Below are 24,502 nucleotides of genomic sequence, written 5' to 3'. Positions count from 1 at the left end.
CTCATAAAATAGCATCTATTTGCCCTTCCCCATTACCAACTCTCATGTCTTTTTATCTATTTATCTATCATTAATAATCTTTTAAAATGGGAATATATTTACATTAACCAACACTAAAGGAGGCAAATGAATGAAGAAAAAGAAAGTAATTTATACAGGAAGTGCTTCTATATTAGCTGTTTCTGCAATAATCACAACAAACCCAGCTGAGGCAGCATCCGTTAGCGAAGTGGAAAAGCTAGTGAAGGCGGCAAGGGATGCGGGGACCATTTTAAAATGGGCGATTTCGATTGAAGGAAGTGCAGATGGGAAAACCCGGCCATGGGTTGCCTATAATAACGCAAAAGCGGCCTTTGATCAAGCAGTCAAAGCTGCGAACACATTACCGACAGCACAAAAAAATCGGTATTTAGCTGAGCTTGACGAACATGTGAAACTCCACATTAACCGAACGATGTATTATATTGATGCCATTACAGCTGGGGAAAAAATTAAGGCCAAGCAGCAGGCATTAATCCATCAACTAAATTTAAACCTGATTAATGATCAAACGGAATTGGCCTATCACGAGCTTTCAAGAGAAATCCGCAAGCAAGCCATTATGTTAGACCGTGTTTATGGAAAGTCAACACGTGACCTGATCCGCTCCCACTACAAGCAGTCTGCTGAGAAAGTGCGGGACAGCGCGATATATGCGGTTACGGTTAAAATTGAACTTGATTTAGCCCAAAGATCTATAGCAAGCGGCAATTTTTCAAAAGCAGAAACTCATCTCAGTGAAGCTCGAACATACTTGCCATATGTCAGCAATTCAGTGATTAAAAAAACATTAACCGATCGCCTTAATTCCATCTCTGCAACGTTCACCCCAAAAGTCGATAAAGTCAGTGCTGCCGAGCCAAAGCGGATTAAGGTTGTATTCAGCAAAGCGATGTTAGCTGGCACAGGATCAAACGGAGCCGAAAATTTGTCTAACTACTTTGTATCTGGCAGAGCCATTAAAAGCGTCAACCTCTCTGCTGATAAAAAGACAGCCGTTATCGAATTGCACGAACCGCTCTATCCTAATTCTTCTTACACGGTAACAGTGAAGAAAAATATCCAAACAGTCAACTACGAGTCTTTAGGGCAGAACGACTATGTCACCACTTTTACATTCTCTGACAAAATCAAACCAACCATCACGACAGTCAAAACCCAATCTAACGGGAATGTTGAGGTAACTTTTTCCGAGCTAATTGCCTTTAATTCACCTATTGCGATTACAATTGACGGCAAAGCAGTTAAATACAATCAGCTGAACAGTGATACAGACACGATCGTGGTCCCTAAATCTGAGCTTGACCGGATCAGCCTGCGAAAAGGGCGCTCCTATTCAATAGTCATAACTGGCGCAAGAGATTTAGTGATCAATACCCCAAATACAATGGACACCTATAGAAGCACTTTCCTATATAACCCAGCAGCCGACACCACACCTCCAGAAGTGAAATCTCTACAAGTAAAAGACGAAAAAACATTCACCATTGAATTTACCGAAACACTATCCAGTTTCACAGCGTCCAGCCATCTCACTATCAAAAAAGGCAACACAACGATTAAAACTGCTTCTGTAAAAGATATTTCAGACGGCAGCAAAACTAAATTCGACATTGAATTGCCTGCATCTGTTTATGGAACAAACGAAACATCCGTTAGATTAAACATCTCGGTCAAAGGCTATAAGGATCTGGAGGATAATACCGGAAAGACATATGACCGAACGATTACCATCAACAAGGATTTATCACCGCCACAATTTGTTCAAGCGGCTTACGATAAAAATAAAAATGAAATTCATATCACGTTTAATAAAACGTTAAAATCGGGGCTTCCAACTGCCAGCAAAATTAAAGTAACCGACCAAAACAATAAATCCGTACAGGCAACAGTCAGATCAAACGTAGATAACAAAATGATCTTGGATGCAAATGGCCTGTCAGACGGACTCCTAACCATTTCAGTCGCAGAAGGAGCCGTTAAGGACAATACAATTTCCCAAAATAACAATCGCGCCTTTACTACTTCTATTACGAAAAAGTTCGATCAAGATAAGCCAGAGGTTACTTTTTTTGAAACATCTGCAAATGGACAATTCAAGGCGTCATTTAATGAACGTGTCCAAGCACAGTCAGCCACTTCTGCAGCAAATTACCTGTTGAATGGAAGGCCGATTCCCGTCCATTCTGTGTTAACTATAAGCAATGATCTTCAGGAAGTCACCATAACATTTCCGGAAGGCACGATCCCTTCTACAACGAAATACAACATTACAGCAAGCGGCATAAAAGATTTATCCGACAACACGATGAATCCTTATACAGCCGCAATCACACTGGGCGATAATACAGAACCCGTCTTGACCGGAGCCGTCAAAAAAAATGATAACAAGATTTACCTTACCTTCTCTGAATCTATTTACTTAGAAAACAGCCATTCAGATTTCATTATTATTTTAGATAAAAAGCAAATCCCATTAGAAAACTATTCGATTACAAGAGGGGCCAATCAAAAAGAACTAATCATTCTTCCGGAAAAAGAAACGACCTTTGAAGGAAACAGCCTCACCATTCAAACAGCTGCCAAAACGACAATTAGAGATGAAGCATTTAATACACTTAAATCCGGTACAACGATTACTGTGAGGCAATAAATAGGTAAAGGATTTGTTCATCATGATGAGCAAATCCTTTTTTATCGGAAAATTACTTCTTAATTAAGAACAAATAATCTTGAAATATTCCGTATAACGAATTATAATAAAGTTGATTGTTCTATAAAAAGAACAAAAAGACATTCTTATAAAGGCGGTGTACCCATGACAAAAAAAATTTTAAACTGGACAGGCAATATTTTTCTAGCAATCTTAATTCTTCTTAGTCTTTCCTCAATATATTCTCTCTATCAATCAAAACAGAATCCTAATTATTTGCCATCTATCCTTGGTTTTAAGGTAATGACCGTATTGACAGGAAGCATGGAACCAAAATTAGAACCTGGTGATTTAGTAGCAGTTAAAGCCGTAGATCCTGAAAAACTAAAAGTTGATGAGATCATTACATACCGTAATAACGAAAACACTTTTGTGACTCATAGAATCATAGAATTAGTCAATCAGGATGGGAAAGTCTTTTTTCAAACGCAAGGAGATGCCAACAATATGGAGGATGAAGGCTTAGTTTCAGCCGAACAAGTAATCGGATCCGTACGCTTCCATATACCAAATGCTGGCTACCTAACAGATTTCATTAAAAGTCCCCCTGGTTTAATCATCATCGCAGCCATTTTCCTCGTTTGTATAGCCATAGGCATTAGTCAAAATTTCTTTTCAACCAATAGAAAAACACCGAAAAGCGAAATAAAAGCTTGAGATTCCTATGGTTTTTATAAAAAAAACGCCTAATAGGGAGGTGAATCTCTTAAATAGCTAGTTTGGCAAATATCAAACATTACCTATTATCAAAGGAGAGATGAACCAGTGAAGAAGAAGATTGGAATAAGTTTAATCGCAGTCATTTTTGTAGCGATTGCCGTTATGGGGACAGTTGCTTATTTCTCCAAAAGCTTTACAAGTGATAATAACACTGCGACCGCGGCCAGCTTCGAGGTTGAAGCTGTGAACTCAGAAGGGACAACCATCGGAGATGCACAATTTAATTTAGATGGAAAACTATACCCAGGAATGAAACCAGTTGAAGTGTATAGCTTCAGCATTAACAAAAACAATACAGAAGTACCTGTTCAATATAAAGTGAATTTAAATCCAAGCGGCAATTTATTCCCTGCAGATGGCACGACACCTATTAAACTGACACTGCAAAGAAATATGAACGGCGATTGGACAGATATCGATTACCAAACAGAATTTAAACCAGAAGCCGATGTAGAAAGCTTCAAAATTTTTGCCGAATGGCCACATGGGGAAAATGACATAGCGTTCCAAGGGATGACGGGGAACATTAAATTAGAAGTGGTCGCAACTCAGATTGTTGATGAGGAAGAGCCAGGCGAGCCAGAACCGGAGCCAGAGGATCCAAATGCTGAAAAAAGCACAGCCCAAATCACTTTATACAAAGATAGTACCTCATCCACAAACTTCATTGATTTTACAAACATCACAAATTTTAAACTAAAAAACAAACAGACAAGAAGAGAATATACAGTTGGAACAACACCTTCGAATCAGAAATACAATTACAAAATGAGTGATATTCCAGTTGGCGAATACACGATTCATTTCGATGCACCAGCTGGCGTGAGTGTGAAGGAAATTCAAATTGGCGATTCATATAAAGAAACCATTTATCATGCAGACACTAATCCTTTTGTCATTTCAAAAAGAGCAAATGGGCTATCTAACTATGTAAAAATTGTTTTAAAATCTGAACTAACATTAAAAGAAATCAAACCTTTAGAGGACCTGACAGTTCCGGCAAATATTACTTACAACGATTTTCTAGCAGCATTGCCAAAAAAGGCAACCATCGTAGACTCTGGGAATCAGGAGCATCAAGTCGACCTAAAGTGGGATGTTCGTCCGCTTAATTTTGATAATTATAAAAAGCCGGGTACTACAACTCTTTGGAGTGAATTCTTTAAATTGCCTGTGAGCGTATCGAATTCGGATCCAGCGCAGAGACTGGAAGTTACTTTGAAGGTGAATTTTCAGTAAGCCATAATGCAGTGTACCCCCATCACATCCGATGGGGGCTTTTTGTGTGATAGGCCCCTGTCCCCTCCTCCCTATAAAAAAATGCAAATAAGCTTGCTGTGAACGTTTGATTAGAATCCCCAGAACATTACTCCGGCTACATATTAATCAAACGTTTGATTAAAACATTTTTCCTGTTATCCCTACTAATCAAACGATTGATTAGATCTTTTCAATCTTCATCACACTACCCCTCAACCGTAATAGTTCTAAACTTTTAGGAAACAATATCCTTATAATTAGTCAACAGAGTTTGAGGGATGAAAATGAACAAACAATTAATTCAAGCCATTCAAGAGCATGCACGTCCATTTAATGAACTAGGGGATTTAGACGTTCTTATTAAAAGAATTAACGGTGAAAAGTATGTCCTGCTGGGAGAATCGTCTCATGGAACCTCAGAGTTTTATAAAATTCGAGCTGAGCTTACAAAGAGACTCATTGCGGAAAAAGGATTTACCTTTATCGCCGTTGAGGGCGACTGGCCGGCCTGCCAGCAGGTTAACGAGTATATTAAAGGCTGGGACAACACATATTCCCGTGCTAGAGAAGTTTTGCAATCCTTTAACCGTTGGCCGACTTGGATGTGGGCGAATGAGGAAATGATTGAGCTGATCGAATGGCTAAGGGACTATAATCGAAAGCAGCCTCGGGGTAAACAAGTCGGCTTTTACGGGATTGACCTGTACAGCCTTTGGGAATCGATGGATGGAATTATGAAGTTTTTAAAGGAAACGAATTCCTCGGGTATTGAAGCTGTGCGAGAGACTTTCGCCTGCTTCGAGCCATTCAATCGGCAGCCCGAAAAATATGGCGTGTCGGCCGCCTTTTACGGAGAAGACTGTCGGGAGGAAGTCATCAAGCTGTTAACCGAAATCTCTTCAAAAAGAAATACTTATTCAGATCATGAAGAAAGTGGATTAAATCTCGAGGTCAATGCCCTTATCACGGCAAATGCAGAAAATTATTACCGAACGATGATCGTCCATGACAATGAATCGTGGAACATCCGTGACCGCCATATGGTTGAGGTTCTGAATCGAATTATGGCTTTCTTCGGAAATGAGGCAAAGGGAATTGTCTGGGAGCATAATACTCATGTCGGTGATGCCCGAGCCACAGATATGGCGGATGCAGGAATGGTGAACGTTGGGCATTTACTGCGAGAACAGGAAGGCGAGGAAAACGTCTTTATTGTTGGCTTTGGCACACATCGCGGTTCCGTGATTGCCGCTCATCGCTGGGGTGATCATTTTAAAAAAATGATGACTCCTCCCGCTAAAGGTGGGAGCTGGGAAGATCTGATGTACAAAGCTGGGCCGAAGGATAAAATAATCTTGTTTAATGATGAGAATAGGCATTTATTTAATCAAACGATTGGTCATCGTGCAATTGGCGTGGTTTATAGTCCGGTGAATGAACATTATGGGAATTATGTGCCGTCAAGGATGTCGGAACGGTATGATGCGTTTGTTTATGTGAATTGCACGAATGCCCTGAAACCACTTGATGTTAAGGAAGAGGCGGGTGTTTTATAGATGAGGCGGGTGGACCTACACATTCTTCCCATCTTTCCGTTTTATTTTCCATGTACTAAAGTGCTATGAACTCCTTATAGTAAGGGTTTATTATGAAATTTCATCAAACACGTACTATGTGCCCTTCATGACTCTCGTATGAGGGGCTTCCTTAACAAAATGCGCTCTATGACCCTTCATAGCTATCGTTTGAGGCTGCTTCTTATCAAAATGCGCCCCTTATGCTGTAAAACTAAATCCTGGCGGTGACAGTGCACCGCCAACTATTCCAGCATTTCGAATTTAATCTTACAGCCTCTACGAAGCTGGGCAACTTTCCAGAGGTCTTCTTTTACTATTTTTCCAATGGTTGAATAGCCGCCAATAGTTTGGGCGTCTGCCATTAATATGATCGGCTGACCGTTATTAGGGACTTGAATGGTGCCAAATTGTGTAGCTTCAGAAAGAATGTCACTTCCATTAATAAATGTAAGTGAAGGACCTTCAAGGAGATACCCCATCCTATCCCCGCTCTTCATTTGGTATGCTGACTGTAAAAATTCATTTAAGCTTTCCAGACTGAATCGATCTAGATGCGGGCTCGGCCAAACTTTTACAGTCAGTTCTTCAGAATAAGCGGGAATATATCTTGGCCGGAGACCTCTATTGAACTTTCTGCTTTTTACCACCTTGGCATATACAATCATTTCCTTTTTTAGCTGTGAGCCCAGCTGACCTTTTGGATATGCCGATGTACTGCCCAATAGTTCTTCAGCATAAAGTCCGTCTTCTGGAATGAGATAAGCGATCGTTCCGCTGATCGGTTTTGTCAGCTTCAGAATCTGCCCTTTATATACATTAAAGGATTTCCAGAGAGGTGCTGACATACCGTCAAGCATGGCCCCTAAATCTGCACCGGTAATCACCACTCTATGATCAGACAATACCTCCAATTCCATTCCGCCTAAAAAAACCTCGAGTGCTGGGGCATTTTCATGATTACCCAGAATATAGTTTCCCATATGATAAGCATGGAAATCCATCGCCCCAGAAACAGGCACACCGAAACGCTGGTAACCAGTTCGGCCCTTATCTTGAATGGAACCATAAACCCCTGCTTTCTTCACTTTAAATAGTGGAATCATATCTCTTTCCCTATCGCTTCAACAAGGACTCCAGCTTTTTCTAAGGCTTTTCGAATAAGCATGGTATGATGGGCAACATGATCACCATCGCCATGAAGGCAAATCGTATTCGCTTTCATAGGCAGCCATTGGCCTGATTGGGTTTTTACCCGCTCGTTAAATATGATTTCCTTTACTTGCTCGAAGATGTCATCGAACGATTTCAGAACTGCATTTGGCAGAAGCCTTGAACACAAACGCCCATCATCCGAGTATAGCCGATCTGCGAATGCTTCTGAAGCCGTTTTCAAGCCAACCTTTTGACCTGCTTTTATTAATTCACTATTAGTTAATCCGAACAAGTACACATCAGCCGAAGAATCGTAAACAGCTTCAGCGACAGCCTCTGCAACTGCAGGATTGTCCGCTGCTGCATTATAAAGGGCACCATGAGGCTTCACATGCTGAAGAGGAACACCATAAATATCACAAAAAATACGAAGTGCGCCAATTTGGTAAACTACACAATTGTAGATTTCACGCGCAGTCATCTGCAATGCTCTGCGCCCAAACCCTTGAAGATCTGGATATCCTGGATGAGCACCAATCCCAACTCCATGCTCCTTCGCTCTTTTCACAGTCTCTTCCATGACATTAAAATCACCAGCGTGAAAACCACAGGCAATATTTGCAGATGTTATATGACGGAAGAGCTCTTGGTCTTCACCAATCTTAAAAGTTCCAAAACTTTCTCCGACATCAGCATTTAAATCTATGTGCATAACGGCACCTCCTTATTGTTAAAAAATTTTATCTGTCAGCCGTTAATGAATAAATGATGAAACAAATTTAAGTCATTTCCTGATAATTAACCAATATTTCGGCATGAAACTTTACCCATGCTAAATCTTTTCCATGAACTGTTCCGTTAATCTGCGACAAAACTTTTTATCTCTTCTGGATCCTCTTCCAATCGCTTCTTGATCTTGTCATACTCCGCCATTGAAATGGGCAAAAATTCAAGCTGATCGCCAGCCTGAATAAAAAACGGCTCCGAACGGTCAGGTAAATACAGATCAAGCGGTGTTCTCCCGATTATATTCCACCCACCAGGAGATTCTAACGGATAGATCCCCGTCTGATTATTTCCTATGCCTACTGTCCCTTTTGAAACCTTCGCACGGGGAGTATCCAGCCTTGGCGTTGCTAATTTTTCATTCAATCCGCCTAAATAGGGAAAACCGGGTAAAAAACCAATCATATAAACGGTATATGTTTGATGAGCATGCAGGTAGATAATTTCTTCCTTACTTAATTGCGTGTGTTTCATTACTCTTTCTATATCTAAACTAAACTCGTCATCATAGCATACCGGAATATGCAGATTTCTTATTTTATTCTCCGTTTCCTCTACACTGCAAAGCTCCCATTTCGTTAGCAGACGTTTTATATCATTGTTGGGATTTTTCATTTCCTTTTTATAATAAACGGTAACCGCGTGATAGCTTGGGACTACCTCTTCGATCAATGACCCTGAATCTCGTTCAACAGTCATACAAAATTTTCGTACCTTCTGAAAGGTCTCACTATCAATATTTTGGCCGAAGCAAAACCGAATGCTGTTCTCTCCAGTTACCATTGCTTCGGGAATATATTTTTGCAGATTACTCATTTTCAGATAACACTTGAATACAAGTGAGAATGGCCTTTTTTAAATCTTCGTGGGACCAGCTTGGAATCTTTCCGTGCTGGATTGCCAGCTCATGGGATGCAGGTATATGAATAAAACCGGAAGGCATTTGACGTTTATTCAAGCTCGCAAAGTGCAGGCTTTGATACATTACATGATTACAAAGATATGTCCCAGCCGTATTAGAGACTTCTGCTGGAAGCCCTTCCTCTATCAGGCGATTCACCATCTTCCGTATAGGAAGGGTTGTCATGTAGCCGTCTGCTCCTTCCTCCTGTATGACTTCATCTACTGGGATATTGCCGCTATTATCTGGCTCGCCGTCATTCACATTAATGGCAATACGTTCGGGTGTTATTTTATAGCGCCCTCCTGCTAATCCTAAAGAAATGACTGCGTCCGGCTGAATTTTCTCTAAATGGGCTAAAAGCTGCTTTCCGGAGTTTTTGAAGTCAACTGTCAAAACCTCGCTATGAATCTTGTAATTTCCAACCTCTTTTTCATGCAATTCTTCAACAATACGCATTGTTGGGTTAATAGAAAATTTTAAAAACGGTTCAAATCCAGTGAGTAATAATGTTTTCATAGAAAAACTCCCTCTCATTATGAAAGTCGAAGTGGGCGTCTCCGTGCTAATCCAAGCCCGTTCTTGTTATGGCGTTCCACATCAATCTCTGCCTTTTGAAGAGCCTCCAAAATGGCTAAGTCAAATAAAATATGTGCTTCAATACAGCTTTCGAGAACCTCACCATACACAGTTTCATCCGCAGCTTCAGAGATAACCTCAGCTGCAATCCACTCAGGGTATCTTGTAATTCCGATTGTTGAATAGCTTGGGGCAACATCCGACTGCCGATAAAAATGAATACCAGGAACCTCTTCGATTGGAAAAACTTTTGGCAGCCATTGGTTGCCGTACTTTTTAAAGCGTTCCTTCCAGTACTGATTTTCCTCTTCAATCTTTGTACCTTTGATCCAATGGCTAATTCGATTAGCAATCACATCTAAATTTACTTCATGCGTTGGCCGGAATTCTCCTTTTGATAATCTTCCAATTCCGTATATTTTCGCACTTGGCAGAAAATATGAGACAGGAAAGCGCGGCGGGCTATTATAACCCGCAAAAGGCTGGACCCATTCATGTGAAGGGATGCCATGATCATCAATGATGATATCCGGGGCCCATCTTCGCAAAATCTCTGGATATATATTTGCCTCTCCAAATACAGTTTCATGGAAACGAACGAGAGAATATTCCAAGCCCACTGCATTATATCTTGCTGCATGGTGCTTCCATTCCGGGTGCTCTTCCGTAAGTTTTAGCATTAATTCGTGCCCATCAGGATTTGCAAGAGGAAGAATAACAATGTTCATATCCTTTAATAAATGATCAAAATGCCCGTCGGCCCGTTCTAATAATTTTAATACAGCAGGCGTACTCGAAACCTCGTTGGCATGGTGACCAGCCTCAATAAAAATGGTTTTCTTAAATAGAGACATTTTCAAAGGAGAATAAAACTCTTCACCTGCATCAAGGAAACATTCAAAAACAGGAATTGGATGACCACGGTAAGAATGGTCGGGATACAAAATCCGATACTGACGCTGATGGCTGATCCAATCTTGCACATCCTTATGAATATGCTGTGAAGGAAATTCAAAAGCTTCTACTGGACGTGTTATTTCCTCATGCCCATTTGTCATGATAGCCTTAAAAAGATGTCCTTCACGATTAAACTGAATAGATGTCGTTGTCCATTGCTCTATTTGTTTATCTTCCCAGCTATAGACTCGAATTAGCGCCTTAGGCTTCTCTCTATACGTTACATGCATGAACGGGTGAACTCCGCCGGGAGCGTCAAATGACTTCCCTTCAAGCTCTAGTCCCATATGGGCAAAGTAGTCCAGTGTATTAAAATAAAGATCCTCATGCAATGCTTCAAGGGAGGATACACGTTCTTCATCAATGGATAATTTTCTTTCTTCCTCACTCATCCATACGTCTATTTCTATACGGTCAAATAGTGGGCGGTTATGCCCTTGGCCTGGACGATAACTAGAAACCTCACGCCTAAGACTAGGCAGCACTTCGAGCATATAGAAACGATAAAAGCGTTCCCTGTCGGATTGAACAATATGTTCAATTGGTTCTTCCCCAGATTTCAGTATTCGTACAGCGCTTGAACTTGGATAAACACTATGCTTTTCGTCTACATATGGGAGCTTTGAAACAGGTACGTCCAAATACCCCATTAAATATTTTTCACCTGACTTGCCAATTCGATAGACTTCATAGGTGTGTTCAAGGCCATCCTCTAACGCATATTGAACCAACTCGGCTTTCAGGCCGATTTCCTTTTCTATATATTTGTCAAGGGGATACAATTCCTGAATCCAGCGAATAGGCAATTCAAGTGCATTTTTACCTGCTTGTTTTTGAACTTTTATTTCAATGCCTTGAATTCCTTCATCTTGTATCTCTGAGTCTATAAATTCCGGCAAAACTTCCTCAATAAACCAATGAAATCCCGTTTTGAAAGCAGAGCGAATAGTTATGGATTTTATTTGGGGAAAATGAAGCTGCCACTCTTTCTCTAAGGCTTTTCGAACTTCCAGTGGTTCTGATAAATAGATTTCGATATTTGCACCTTCAAGGTCTTTTTCATTTGCTAAAACCTCAAAAGCTCTGTCCGCTTCCCATTCATCTGTCCAATTCATTTCAAACAAAAGCGAGGGCTCTGTTTTTTGAGATAATTTATGCTCCTGCTCCCAGTATCCAAATTCCCCTCCCTCACTCCAATGTTTTGCCCGTGCAAGATGATAAATGGCAGCCGGAAGGTTAGTTTTATTCCCTGCTAAACGTAAAGTATTCGGATACGGCAGTTCTAACATCATATTGGAACCTTCCGTCACTTGAAACTGTAAAGCGGCATCTGCATTTCCTGTAATAGGAAACTCGATTTCGGTAGAATACATAGCTCCCCTAGCAGCTAAATGACTAAGCTCACGCAAAAGTTCAGGTGTCCACAATAAGTCTTCAACGTCAATATTCATGCTGAATGCTTTAGAAGGGGACGCCTCACTAATCTTTCCTATACCAGAGAAGCTCCAAAAGTCTGCTAAACTATTAATTTTAGGATAAGTATTATGACAATCTTTTCTAACAGCTAAAGTCGGAATAATTGTCTGCCCGCTATAAAGTCTGCCATCTTTCAATTCAATTCTAGAACTTTTCTCAGTTATTAATTCAGGTTCCATGGAGGCTAGAAGCTTAAGCAAGGTCGAAAGCTCTATTTCATCTTTATAGCTGACAACAAGATGCTGATTCACTACCCTTATTGCTGTGAATAATTCCGAGTGTTCAAAATCCATTTGAATAGCTTTATCACTTTTTTCAAAGAAATGGAAGGAGAGGGATGTTGTTTCAAACCCCAACCGGCCACAGAAGTCTATTAAACCTTCTGGGACAAGATGATCAGGCAAGTTAATATAAATCGATGTACTATCAACAACTCCATCGCCGTTTTTATCACGCAATAGACCTTCTTTCGACCAAAGCGCAAGAATATTCTTCACTTGTCCTCACCTACAATTTCATATTTGGATCGAATTTATCTCTGAGCCAATCTCCTAATAAGTTAAAACCCAATACGGTCAGCATAATGGCAATACCAGGGAAAGTAGCTGTCCACCAAGCAGTCGTGACATAGTTTCGGCTATCTGCAAGCATTCCGCCCCAAGATGGAATGGTTGGGTCCACTCCCAAACCTAAGAATGTTAGTGAAGCTTCCAATAAAATAAATTCTGCAATATACATCGTTCCTAGTACGAGAATCGAGGATAACACATTTGGCAAAATATGCTTCCAGATAATAGTAAAGTGAGTTCCACCAATCGCCTTAGCTGCATGAATATATTCTTGTTCTTTCAAGGAAATTACTTCTCCCCTGATTAACCGGGCGAAACCTACCCAGTATGTTAACCCGAGAATGATGATAATCTTCCAAATTCCTGTACCGAGCACACTCATAACGACAATGGCGAACAGAATAAATGGAAAGGCCAGTTGGATATCTGCCACACGCATTATAAAATCATCTAGCCATTTTCCAAAGTAGCCTGAAATAAGCCCAAGGACAGTACCAATAACCAATGAGATTAAAACACCGAAAAATCCAACCATTAATGAAATTTTCGCCCCGTAAATGATGCGGCTAAACAAGTCCCGGCCAACTTGGTCTGCGCCAAGAAAATAAACAGACTTACCTGTTTCATCTGCCCAAGATGGCGGAGCAAGACGGGATGTCAAGCTTGCCTTTGATGGATCAAATGGAACAATCCATTGGGCAAAGAGTGCTGCCGATAAGCTTAGAACGACAAGGATGATTCCAGCAAACCCGGCAGGATTTTTTTTAATAAAGCGCCAAAACCGTTTTAATAATGATTTTTTGGGGCTTACTTGCTGCTCTGGTGTTTGTTCGAGCTGTAAGGATGTCATGAACGGCCACTCCCCCCGATTTTTATTCTCGGATCAATAAACGTGTAGCTTAAATCAATAATCAGATTGACTACTACCATAACAATTGCTAGAAAAATAACTCCGCCTTGAATAACCGGATAATCCCTTTGATTGATGGCATCAATAATTAACCGGCCAATTCCTGGCCAAGAAAAAATCTGTTCAACAATAACTGTTCCTCCTAGTAGTGCACCAAATTGAAGGCCAATAAATGTAACAGTAGGCAATAATGCATTGCGGAAGGCATGTTTTATGATTACAGCCAGATCACTTATTCCTTTCGATTTTGCGGTTGACACATATTGCTTATTTAATACCTCGAGCATAGAGGATCGGACTAGTCTGGCCAAAATCCCCGATAATATCATACCCAATGTAATAGAAGGAAGAATGAGATGCTTGAAGCCCTCAAAGCCAGAGGACGGCAGCCATTTCAGGTTTACGGCAAAAATAAGGATGAGCATAATACCTAACCAGAAATTCGGAAAGGAAATACCAATTAAGGAGAAAATACGCCCAAAGAAATCAACACCCGTTCCCCGTTTAACTGCTGATAAAATACCTATTGGGAACGCAATAATAATTGCAACAGCCATTCCGCCAAAAGCAAGAGCTAACGTAGCACCAATCCGTTCCTTGATCAAATCCATTACAGGCATTCCGCTCCTGAACGATTCCCCAAGGTCAAACGTAATTAGCCCCTTCAAAAATATCCCATATTGTACATACAGCGGTTTGTCTAGTCCAAGATTGGCTCTCACCTCGGCTATCGCCTCTTTTGTAGGCTCCCCTGCCTGGAACATGACAGAAACAGGGTCCCCAGTCAGCCGAATGGAGAAGAAGATAATTAACGATATAGCGAAAATAACTAAAATGGTGTGAAACAATCTTCGAATAACATAAGCTATCATTTTTGTCCCCCCTTGAAGGCGTGTTTATTGTTCAATTAAAACAGTTTGGATGATATAGATTAAAAGAAAGAGATAGCATGAGATTCATACTATCTCTTTCTGTCAAAGACTTGCATACACAGAATCTGTTTTTTATTTAACAGAAACCTCTTCTAGTCGCATACGATCCTCATGTGGAGGCTGGAAGTTTTGAACTCTTTTGTTAACAGCATATAAATCAACAGCCGAATATAAATTCAGTTCAGTTGCTTCATCATAAAGTAATTCTGTTAGCTCCTTGAAGATTGCTTCACGTTCTTCCTTGTTGATAGACGTACGCTGTTTGCGAAGAAGCTCTTCAACCGTTTCATTTTTGTAAGACGGATTCCATTGTTCACCTTCGTAATACATTAAATAAGCTGTGTTATCGAAATCAAGTGTCCATCCGCCCCAGCCTTGACGATACATATGACCAGCTTTAGCATTTGGAATTAAATCTGAAATTAATGTTGTATTATCAACACTATTAATATTTACCTTTAAGCCTACTTCCTCTAAGAAGAATGAAACAGCTTGAGATATCTCTTTAAAGTTTCCATCATTACCAGGGATGAATAGGTCAATGGCAGTTCCTTCTTGTACTCCAGCTTCTTTTAATAACTCTTTCGCTTTTTCAGGATCATAAGGGTATGGCTTTAAGTCAGGATTGTTTCCGAAAGAAAGCTCACTTTGGAACGTACTGATTGGTTTTCCGTACCCGCCAAGAATTTCGTCGATGATCGCCTGCTTGTCCACTGCATAGTTGATTGCCTGTCTAACAAGTTTGTTATCAAACGGTTTTTTTGACACATCAAATCGTAAAGAGAAGGCAGTTGGTGTACCGACATCTTTTAGCTCTAAGAAATCAGTGCCTTTTACTGTTTCAGCCTGCGCTACTTCGACACGCTTCATAATATCAATTTTGCCTGTTTGCAATTCTGCTAATCTTGTAGATGCTTCAGGAATTACTTTATAGACAACTTTGTCTAGCTTCGGTAATCCTTCTTTCCAGTAATCAGCGTTCTTTTCTAGAACAATTTCTTGGTCACGTTTGTAGCTAGTCATTTTAAAAGAGCCAGTTCCTACTGGATTGTTATTGAAGTTCTCGTCCCCTTTTTCCTGTATATACTGAGGCGGTACAATGACTGCCCCGTATCCAGCCAGCTTCGTTAATAGAACAGGATCTGCATTTTTTAAATTAAAGTTCACTGTGAATTCATCAACAACTTCAACCTTGTCAATAGAAGTATAGTTCGAATATTGCGGTCCTTTTTGACCTTCTTCACCTAGCAAACGATCAAAAGTAAATTTGACAGCTTCAGCATTGAACGGTTCTCCATTATGAAACTTAACACCTTGACGAAGCTTGAATTGCAATGTTTTGTCATCTAAATACTCCCAGCTCTCAGCAAGACCTGGCTGCAGTTCTAAATCCAAATTACGGTCTACAAGTCCTTCAAATACGGAAGTGGCAATTGTACTCCAATCTAAAAGGAATGTATCAATTGGATCCCAGTTTTGCGGATCGCCAGAAACACCAATAACGATTTCATTGCCGCGGTCTTTTGCCGGATTTTCTCCACTGCTCTTACTTGGGCTTGTGCTAGCCTCATCTTTCCCGCCGCCTGAACATGCAGTAAGAACGAGTGTAAAGGCCAAAAATAGTGCAAATAATGCTGAAAATTTCTTTTTCATTCCCTGTTTCCCTCCTGTTATTGTTCTATTTTTATTTTTTCTCCATATGGATATGGATGGTTACAACCAATTTCTTTTGATATTCCAGCAGCTGCCTCCCAAAGCGGTCCTAAAATAGGCTGGACTTTATCCCTTGGCAATGAAGTGGAAAATCCTGCAATACTAATTGAATACGGAACCGAACCAGACCGGTCAAATATAGGGACGGCAATCGATACTGTACCTTCTTCTAACTCAGAATCGCTGTATGAAAACCCATCTAGCTTTGTCTGTGCAATTAACTTAAGCACTTCCTCTTTTGTTTTCGGCGTTTGACTGGCATAGTTAGTTAGGGGTTTCTCCAATACCTTTTCTATCATTTCCTCCGGCAAATAAGTGAGAAGCATGCGCGTACACGCACCCGCATAAAGTGGGGCATGCCGCCCAACCTTTGTGTACAGGCGAACAGGCCGCGTACTTTCCACTTTTTCAATATAGACACCTTCATATTGGTCACGGATGACTAGCTGAACAGCCTCATTAAATGTTTCCTGAAGTTTCTTCATATAAGGGATAGCTACCCGGCGAATTTCAAATCTTTCTGCCACTCTTTCTCCCATTTCAAGAAATTTCAGGCCTAATCCGTAGCTTTCGCCATCAACCACTAAACCATCTTGCTGAAACGTTATTCGCTGCAAATATCCAAGTTCAGTAAACGTTCTTAATAAGCGAAAGGCTGTTGCTTTTGGAATTCCTGAATGGTTGGATATTTCGTCAAGCCGCCAATAAGGCTTCTCTTCTGTAAAATAATCTAGTAAATTCAAAGCTTTTTCTAATGTTTTACTCATGCGAAGTCACCAGCTGTTTCTGATTTTTTTCGGCCCCTTCGTACAAATGGCAAGAAACTGCGTGGTTATTACGGATGGCCTGTAATGATGGCCGTTCTGTTTTACAGATATCCATACAAGAAGAACATCGTGGATGGAATGTACAGCCATTAGGCGGATTGGACGGGCTTGGGACATCCCCGGTTAAAATGATCCTCTTTTTCTTATGCAAAGGATGCGGACTAGGCAGTGCTGATAGGAGCGCCTCTGAATAAGGATGCAACGGTTCATTATATAAACTGTTTTTCTCAGCAATTTCTACCATCTTACCGAGATACATGACTCCAATCCGATCACAGAAATGTTTCACAACACTTAAATCATGTGAGATAAAGATATAGGTGAGCCCGAATTCTTTTTGTAAGTCCTTCATTAAATTTAAAACCTGTGACTGAATCGAAACATCCAATGCTGAAACAGGCTCATCAGCAATAATTAGTTTTGGCTTTGAGATTAGTGCCCTTGCAATGCCAATTCGCTGACGCTGCCCACCTGAGAATTCATGTGGAAAACGAGTAAGCTGGGCTGCCGTCAAACCAACTTGATCAGCTACTTCAAGGAGTCTTTTTTCCCGCTCATCGCGATCAGTCACACCGAAATTAATAAGCGGTTCTTCAATAATATTTTTGACCTTCATTCGGGGATTAAGGGAAGCAAAAGGATCTTGAAACACAATTTGGATATCTTTCCTTAACAGTCTCATTTCACTTTTATTAAGCTCAGCGATATTTCTCCCTTGAAAAAAGATATTTCCCTCGGTTGGTTCAAGAAGTCTGAGAATGGTTCTGCCCGTGGTGCTTTTTCCGCAGCCTGACTCTCCGACAATCCCAAAGGTTTCACCTTGCTTTACTTCAAAAGAGACTCCATCTACTGCCTTCACATGTTTCATAGTTTTATTTCCGAACACTCCTCCTTTAATAGGAAAGTGTTTTTTCAGATTTTCAACCTTTAATAATACGTTACTGTCCAGTGCTGTCATGTTGCGGTCACCTCCGATTCACCATGTTCATAAATCCAGCATTTCACCTTTGAACCATTATCCATTTCAAATAACGGAGGAACTTCTTTGCATCTGTCATGCGCAAATGAGCATCTTGGTGCAAACCTGCAACCAGCAGGCATTTTACCCGGAGCTGGAACAATTCCAGGAATGGAAGATAGATATTCTTTCTGTTCATTAATATCCGGCAATGAGGCTAGAAGCCCTTTCGTGTAAGGGTGCCGAGGATGATCGAAAAGATCAACAACTTGCGACTCTTCTACAACCTCTCCCGCATACATGACAATCACTCTGTCACACATCTCCGCTACAACCCCAAGATCATGAGTGATAAGAACAATGGACATGTGCAGCTGTTCTTGCAATTTCTTCATTAATTCTAAGATTTGCGCCTGAATTGTTACATCGAGAGCCGTTGTAGGCTCGTCTGCTATAAGGACTTCCGGATTACAGGAAAGAGCCATTGCAATCATCACTCTTTGACGCATCCCTCCAGAAAGCTGGTGAGGATATTCATTCAGTACTTGTTCCGGTCTTGGGATACCGACAAGTTTAAGCATTTCCAAAGCGCGGCCTCTCGCCTCTTTTTTCGAGATGCTTTCGTGGTTTAAAACCATTTCATTTATTTGATCCCCAATCCTGTGGACCGGGTTCAATGAGCTCATTGGCTCCTGGAAAATCATCGAAATCTTTTTCCCGCGGATTTTCCTCCAATCCTTCTTGGCGAAATCCTTGAAATTTAGGCTGCCGAGGCGAATATTTCCTTCAAGCCTCTCAACGCCTGGAGGTAAAAGACCCATTAATGAAAGAGACGTCATACTTTTTCCGCAGCCCGATTCTCCAACAATTCCAAGTGTTTCACCTTTATGGAGGTGGAAGCTTATTCCATTCACAATGGCTATCTTCCGATTATCTTCATCTTTAATCCCAACTTTTAGCTCGTCTACTTCTAAAACTTTTTGAACCATTATGACACTCCTAACGGTTTCATTTTTTGAAATGCAATTTCATTTTTTGATAATTTAAATATTACATAAGAATCTATGAATTTTCAATAGTTTTTAATTAATAAATATTAATTGATTGATATAATAAGGGGAACCCTCTTGTTTTTTTATTCATGCATAAAAGTTGTACGAAGATGGTGAAATTGCAGAGGAGTTGCTTTAATATCCTCATTAATCATAGTGGTTGTCTGAAAAGTAGTAATCCCCTAAAAAGTAAAAATGTATTATGTTGATATATCAAAACTTTAAAAAATATAAGGGGCATTCAAAAGTCCGAAATACGATTTTCTGGATTCTCCCTTTGGTTTCTCTGCTTGGTTTTGCAGGAATAGCGGTCGTAAGTGTGGATGGATTGACCGTACATCAGCAAGAGCGTAATTGCCAAAGCAACCTTTATATTGACGTAACCCCTTTAAATCGATATGATAATAAATAATTTCATAATTGCTAATCTTCTTATCAAGAGAGGTGGAGGGACTGACCCTGCGAAGCCTCGGCAACCAGCATATGTATGCACGGTGCCAATTTCAGAGGAATGATCACAATTCCGAAGATGAGAAGGTGGAACGGATTTTGTTATTTCATTCTTGCTCCCCCTTCTGTCTTTATATGCAGAGGGGGTTTTTTATTTTTCCATCTATGGCAATTTGCCTTATTCATAGCAAATTGACTACAAATTAACAGGAGGAATGCATACATGTCAGCCATTCATATTGCATTATTAGGATACGGTACCGTTGGGAAGGGTGTCTATCAGACTGTCCAATCACATCAGAAGAAGCTCCAAGCCCTATTTGGGAAAGAAGTGAAAATCGCTGGAATTCTTGTGAAAAATGTATATAAGCATAAGAAACCAGATGAAGATGTTCTTTTAACCGATGATTTCGAAAAAATCATTACACTTGAACAGCTTGATGTTGTGATTGATGCCATTGTTGGAAAAGAGCCAAGCTTTTCCTATTTGCAGCAGGCGATTAAACGGGGCTGCCGAGTTATTACGGCTAACAAGGAAATGTTTGCCCATCATGGGGAGCAATTAAAACAGTTAGCAAGTGAAAATGGTGTTTCGCTCGGCTTTGAAGCAACGGTCGCTGGCGGAATTCCTGTGATCCAAACACTTAAGCAATTGTTGAATGTCAATAACATCGAAAAAGTTCAAGGTATTCTTAACGGAACCTCTAATTTTATTTTGACAAAAATGAGAGAAGAAAACTTACCATTTGCTTCAGCATTGAAGCTAGCCCAGGAAAAAGGCTATGCTGAAGCCGATCCGACAAATGATGTAGACGGCTATGATGCCTTCTACAAAGCGGTGATCTTATGTGAGCTTGCATTTGGGGAAGCACCGAACTGGGATGATTCGATCAGAGAGGGAATTCGAGGAATCACTCCTGAACAAATTGAAATCTTTTCTTCATTAGGGTTTCGATTTAAGCATGTCGCCTCGATTGAACGGACTGCTAATGGAGTTTTATGCACCGTAAAACCTGTACTTGTAAATGAACAGCATCCCTTTTACCATGTGGAAGGTGTCCAAAATGCTGTTTCCATTGACGGGGATATTGTTGGGAATATTAGCCTTCAAGGTCCAGGGGCGGGAATGCTTCCAACAGCAAGCGCGATAATCGAGGACTTGGCACATATCAATAAAGAAAGCTCACCTCGGGCATATACCAAACAAAAGATAGAAGGAAATGAGGCTCCTACTCTTTCTTTTTGGGCAATCGGCGGTGATGTAAATGCCTCGATTCTGCCCACTCCTATTGAAGTAATTGAAAGAATTCATCCAAATGTATTAATCGTTCGAGCACCTGAAGAGGCCATATACGCGATTCATTTGCCAAATGTGCATGTCTATCAAATTCTTGGGGATGTGGCGTTTAGGGGTGTGGTTGTGAGTTAGGAATAGTTGATTTTTGAATTAAAAACAGGAGGGACACTTTAAGCTGTTGCTCCTGGTTTTTAATTTTGAGTGATGAATGAATTTCATAATTTCAATCCCTTGTCTCCCAAGCAATTCAAGGCATGAAAAAAGGAGCACCTCCCCAAATTCTTGTATAATGTAAGTGATTAATTAAGAACATTTTTATCTTTACCCCCGCACTAACTTTCACTTATTTGATGAAGCTTATCCTTTAAGAATGGATAAAGATCGACAGCCAAATGAATGTTTAGAAATTGGTGACTATCCGAAAGGTTTGTTGAAAGTATTTCTTCGATTCTTTTTAATCGATAGGTGAGCGTATTCGTATGGACATGGATGGATTCCGCTGCTTCTTTTGCATTTTGGTTATGTTCAAAATAGGCGAAAAGCGACGGGAGTAACTCACCTTTTCGGGCTTGGTCATAAGCTATAAGCGGGCCGAGCACTTCGTTGAGGAAATCAATGAGATCCTCCTCTGAATTTTGGAAAAGAAGCCTGTGAACACCGAGGTCTTTATAACTGATGACTTCCCCTTTTTTCCCATAGCTATGAAGAATTTGAAGACATTTTGCTGCTTCCTGCATGGATTTGGATGCCTTCAATAAACTCGAATGAATTCTTCCAATCCCAATAGAAATGGTCGTTCCCCAATTTTTCAAATGAATTTCCTGCTGAAAGTTCGATATGAGCTGCTTAACCTGGTGAAGCGCATAGGTGCTCGGCACCTTTGACTGAAAGGTTAAAAGAAGAACAATTTGATCTTGACTGCCTACGGCAATCCCATTCAAATTATTATTTGAAAGCGCACGATTTGCCATTTGAACGAGATGGCGAGTAATGCTGTTTCGCTTTTGCTTGTTATCTAATTCGTCAATTCGTATAATGAGCGTCATGTAGTCAGCCATTGGGTCAAAATTCATCTGTTTTGCCTTTTGTAAAATAGAATGATTCATTTTACCAGAAAACAAAACATCAATAAATTCTTCGTTTAATCTTTCCTGTGCATCAAAAATAGCCTGTTCCTTCACCATTTCAAGAGAAATGACGGTACACGCATGCTCTAATGCGGCAACTTCCACATCGCGAATTTCTTCCAGGGATGCAATAATAAGTATGCCAAAAAGTGTGGGCTTTGCCCCAATTGGCAAGATTGTTAAAAATGGATTCTCCCTCAAATCCGTTTCTAATAAAGTGTGAACCGTTTTGAGTGAATGTATGGATTCCTGAGCCTTTTTTCTAATCAATAACAGATCATTGTTGTCAACATACTGTTCGTAAGCATAGGAAATCATTTCTCCGAGATCATCAAATAACAAAACGGGATGGCCAATCATTTCATGCAAATAGGCAATAATGGAATCTAGACCTTCTCCGTTCATTACAAGATTCGCAAGCCTTTTATGGATATCAACCGAACGGGAGAGCATTTGATTTTGTTTAGAGATCGTATCATTCAAATATTCAAGCTGCTTTACGGCTTGTTCCTGTTCACTGTAAAGATTCGCCTTCTCGATCGCAACGGCAGCTTGATGAGTAATTGCCGTTAAAAGATGAATATCTTCTGTAATAAATTCTAGCGTAGGTTCAAATGAATCCAGCGTAATGACACCGATGCATTTTTCTTTTAAAAAGATAGGAGCAGAAATAGAAGAATAGGGCAAATTTGGAATGGAATCGAGCATAAATTGAAGATTTTTTTCTGATAGATTTGCTGTTGCATTTTCCACCTCTGCTCTATTGCGAAAAATTAAACATTTCCCCGCTGAAAAAGCTAGGCCAGACATTGACTCACCAGGCTTTAGCCGTACTTTACTAATCATTTCCCCATTGACATTGCTCTCCGTTTTAGGAATTAAACGCCCTTGTGTTTCGTCATAAAGCAATAAGACTCCGCCATTAGCCGCATCAATAACGGAAACGGCTTGGACCATGATGGAATGAATAATCGTATCTATATGAAGGGATGAGTTTAAAACATTCGAAACATGAATTAATGATTGAAGCTGCCGATGAGTTAATGTTTCCTTCATAGTGCACTCTTCCCTTTTGTCGTAGTTTTTGTTATTTTACCAAATTCCATTGAAAAAATGTGTTTTTTAATAAGGATTTGGAGAGAAACGGGACTTTTTTTGTGGTTTTTCATAAATTGTTTATTAAAAATTTTGTCGAAAAGGACATACTATATTTTTTGATAAATTTTATAATTACAAATACAAGAAAGTTTATTTATACGTTTTTTTGAATTTGAGGAAGAGGAAACGTCCCTCTGCATTCAGAACAGGAGTTGAAATCCATGATTTTAAATACAGATACAAATATAAATCAATTAGCAAGTGACCTAAAACAAGAAGTCATTACGTGGAGAAGATATTTGCATCATAATCCGGAACTGTCATTCCACGAAGAACAAACGGCTCAATATGTATTTGAAACGTTAGAGTCATTTGGCAATTTGGAACTATCTCGTCCAACGAAAACAAGTGTGATGGCTCGCCTGATTGGTACTCAACCAGGCAAAACATTGGCGATTCGTGCAGACATGGACGCTCTTCCGATTCAAGAAGAAAATACATTTGAATTTGCTTCAAAAAATCCAGGTGTAATGCATGCTTGCGGCCATGATGGACATACGGCGATGCTGCTTGGAACAGCCAAAATTCTTTCTGGATTGCAAGACCAAATTAAAGGTGAAGTCCGCTTTTTATTCCAGCATGCAGAGGAGCTTTTCCCAGGCGGTGCTGATGAAATGGTTGAGGCTGGAGTAATGGACGGGGTTGATCTTGTTATCGGCACTCATCTTTGGTCACCGCTCGAATTCGGGAAAGTCGGCATTGTGTACGGCCCAATGATGGCTGCACCTGACACATTCTGGATTACAGTGAACGGCAGAGGCGGACATGCAGCATTGCCGCATCAGACGATTGACTCGATCGCGATCGCTGCCCAAGTAGTAACCAATCTTCAGCATATTGTCTCCCGTAATACTGACCCACTTGATAATTTAGTTATTTCGGTCACGCAGTTTATCGGCGGCACAACACATAACGTCATTCCAGGATCCGTTCAAATTTGCGGAACAGTCCGCAGTTTTGACCCAAGCCTTCGTGAATCCATTCCTGGAAAAATGGAACGCGTTGTGAAAGGAATCACAGAAGCCCATGAAGCTTCTTATGATTTCAAATATCAATTTGGCTATCGTCCAGTCATTAATCATGAAGAAGTGACAAGTGTTGTCGAAGAAACCGTTCGTGAAGTATTCGGTGAAGAGGCGATTGATATGATGAAGCCAAATATGGGAGGAGAAGATTTCTCTGCCTTCATGAAAAAAGCACCTGGCTGCTATTTCTATGTTGGGGCTGGCAACGAGGAGAAAGGCATTACGTATCCTCACCATCACGCCCGCTTTACGATCGATGAAGATGCATTGGAAATCGGCGTCAAAACATTCCTGCATGCTACATTTAAATTTTTAGGTTAAGAG

At 40.4% G+C, this 24,502-nt stretch carries 18 protein-coding genes and 1 riboswitch; of the genes, 6 read left to right on the top strand and 12 right to left on the bottom strand.

All coding sequences use genetic code 11. The features are described 5' to 3' along the window. Positions 1-130: 130 nt before the first annotated feature. The 4 genes from V7122_RS10925 (at position 131) to V7122_RS10910 (ending at position 6,288) form a co-directional block, all read left to right on the top strand. Positions 131-2,692, top strand: a complete 2,562-nt coding sequence (locus tag V7122_RS10925) for an Ig-like domain-containing protein (protein ID WP_335526736.1) — start codon at positions 131-133, stop codon at positions 2,690-2,692. A gap of 165 nt (positions 2,693-2,857) precedes the next feature. Beyond that, on the top strand, positions 2,858-3,409 hold the full coding sequence (locus V7122_RS10920) for a signal peptidase I (protein ID WP_335526735.1): 552 nt from the start codon (positions 2,858-2,860) through the stop codon (positions 3,407-3,409). Between the two features lie 108 nt (positions 3,410-3,517). Then, entirely contained in the window at positions 3,518-4,711 is a 1,194-nt protein-coding gene (locus V7122_RS10915) for a hypothetical protein (protein ID WP_335526733.1), read from the top strand. Between the two features lie 305 nt (positions 4,712-5,016). Continuing rightward, positions 5,017-6,288 (top strand): erythromycin esterase family protein, encoded by a 1,272-nt coding sequence (locus tag V7122_RS10910; RefSeq protein ID WP_335526731.1) that lies wholly within the window; start codon positions 5,017-5,019, stop codon positions 6,286-6,288. Between the two features lie 263 nt (positions 6,289-6,551). Here V7122_RS10910 and V7122_RS10905 read toward each other — a convergent pair whose 3' ends face one another. The 11 genes from V7122_RS10905 to V7122_RS10855 all read right to left on the bottom strand — a co-directional run bounded on the left by V7122_RS10905 (position 6,552) and on the right by V7122_RS10855 (position 19,058). Continuing rightward, positions 6,552-7,412, bottom strand: coding sequence for a biotin-dependent carboxyltransferase family protein (locus tag V7122_RS10905; RefSeq protein WP_335526729.1), 861 nt, complete (start codon positions 7,410-7,412; stop codon positions 6,552-6,554). Beyond that, positions 7,409-8,173 (bottom strand): LamB/YcsF family protein, encoded by a 765-nt coding sequence (locus V7122_RS10900; protein ID WP_335526727.1) that lies wholly within the window; start codon positions 8,171-8,173, stop codon positions 7,409-7,411. Before V7122_RS10900 ends, V7122_RS10905 begins: the two co-directional genes overlap by 4 nt. Before the next feature lie 146 nt (positions 8,174-8,319). Then, a complete protein-coding gene (gene pxpB / locus V7122_RS10895) occupies positions 8,320-9,063 on the bottom strand; it encodes a 5-oxoprolinase subunit PxpB (RefSeq protein ID WP_335526725.1) in 744 nt (247 codons plus the stop codon). Beyond that, a complete protein-coding gene (locus V7122_RS10890) occupies positions 9,056-9,667 on the bottom strand; it encodes a pyroglutamyl-peptidase I (RefSeq protein ID WP_335345176.1) in 612 nt (203 codons plus the stop codon). The genes pxpB and V7122_RS10890 overlap by 8 nt, the downstream gene beginning before the upstream one ends. 17 nt (positions 9,668-9,684) lie before the next feature. Next, complete coding sequence (locus V7122_RS10885; protein ID WP_335526723.1) at positions 9,685-12,657, bottom strand: M14 family metallopeptidase; 2,973 nt, start codon at positions 12,655-12,657, stop codon at positions 9,685-9,687. Positions 12,658-12,667: 10 nt separating this feature from the next. Then, positions 12,668-13,579 carry an ABC transporter permease gene (locus V7122_RS10880; RefSeq protein ID WP_335353244.1) on the bottom strand — a complete coding sequence of 304 codons (912 nt, stop codon included), beginning with the start codon at positions 13,577-13,579 and terminating at the stop codon, positions 12,668-12,670. Beyond that, complete coding sequence (gene nikB, locus V7122_RS10875; RefSeq protein ID WP_335345179.1) at positions 13,576-14,511, bottom strand: nickel ABC transporter permease; 936 nt, start codon at positions 14,509-14,511, stop codon at positions 13,576-13,578. The genes V7122_RS10880 and nikB overlap by 4 nt, the downstream gene beginning before the upstream one ends. Positions 14,512-14,643: 132 nt before the next feature. Beyond that, positions 14,644-16,224, bottom strand: coding sequence for an ABC transporter substrate-binding protein (locus tag V7122_RS10870; protein ID WP_335526721.1), 1,581 nt, complete (start codon positions 16,222-16,224; stop codon positions 14,644-14,646). A 17-nt stretch (positions 16,225-16,241) separates the two neighbouring features. Beyond that, entirely contained in the window at positions 16,242-17,051 is an 810-nt protein-coding gene (locus tag V7122_RS10865; RefSeq protein ID WP_335526719.1) for an IclR family transcriptional regulator, read from the bottom strand. After that, entirely contained in the window at positions 17,044-18,069 is a 1,026-nt protein-coding gene (locus V7122_RS10860) for an ABC transporter ATP-binding protein (protein ID WP_335353240.1), read from the bottom strand. Before V7122_RS10860 ends, V7122_RS10865 begins: the two co-directional genes overlap by 8 nt. Further along, the gene (locus tag V7122_RS10855) at positions 18,066-19,058 is read right to left on the bottom strand and encodes an ABC transporter ATP-binding protein (RefSeq protein ID WP_335526717.1); all 993 of its coding nucleotides are present in this window, start codon (positions 19,056-19,058) and stop codon (positions 18,066-18,068) included. Before V7122_RS10855 ends, V7122_RS10860 begins: the two co-directional genes overlap by 4 nt. Before the next feature lie 492 nt (positions 19,059-19,550). Beyond that, a riboswitch (SAM riboswitch) is annotated at positions 19,551-19,657 on the top strand. Positions 19,658-19,794: 137 nt separating this feature from the next. Between V7122_RS10855 and V7122_RS10850 the strand changes: the two genes are divergently transcribed. Beyond that, complete coding sequence (locus tag V7122_RS10850; protein WP_335526715.1) at positions 19,795-21,000, top strand: homoserine dehydrogenase; 1,206 nt, start codon at positions 19,795-19,797, stop codon at positions 20,998-21,000. A gap of 200 nt (positions 21,001-21,200) precedes the next feature. Here V7122_RS10850 and V7122_RS10845 read toward each other — a convergent pair whose 3' ends face one another. Then, positions 21,201-23,051 (bottom strand): helix-turn-helix domain-containing protein, encoded by a 1,851-nt coding sequence (locus V7122_RS10845; RefSeq protein ID WP_335526713.1) that lies wholly within the window; start codon positions 23,049-23,051, stop codon positions 21,201-21,203. A gap of 263 nt (positions 23,052-23,314) precedes the next feature. Between V7122_RS10845 and V7122_RS10840 the strand changes: the two genes are divergently transcribed. After that, entirely contained in the window at positions 23,315-24,499 is a 1,185-nt protein-coding gene (locus V7122_RS10840; protein ID WP_335526711.1) for a M20 family metallopeptidase, read from the top strand. Positions 24,500-24,502 lie beyond the last annotated feature (3 nt).

The organism is Bacillus sp. JJ1532 (genome assembly GCF_036965085.1).
In the GTDB taxonomy this organism is placed as follows: domain Bacteria; phylum Bacillota; class Bacilli; order Bacillales; family Cytobacillaceae; genus Cytobacillus.
This window is presented reverse-complemented; position numbering and strand designations above follow the sequence as displayed.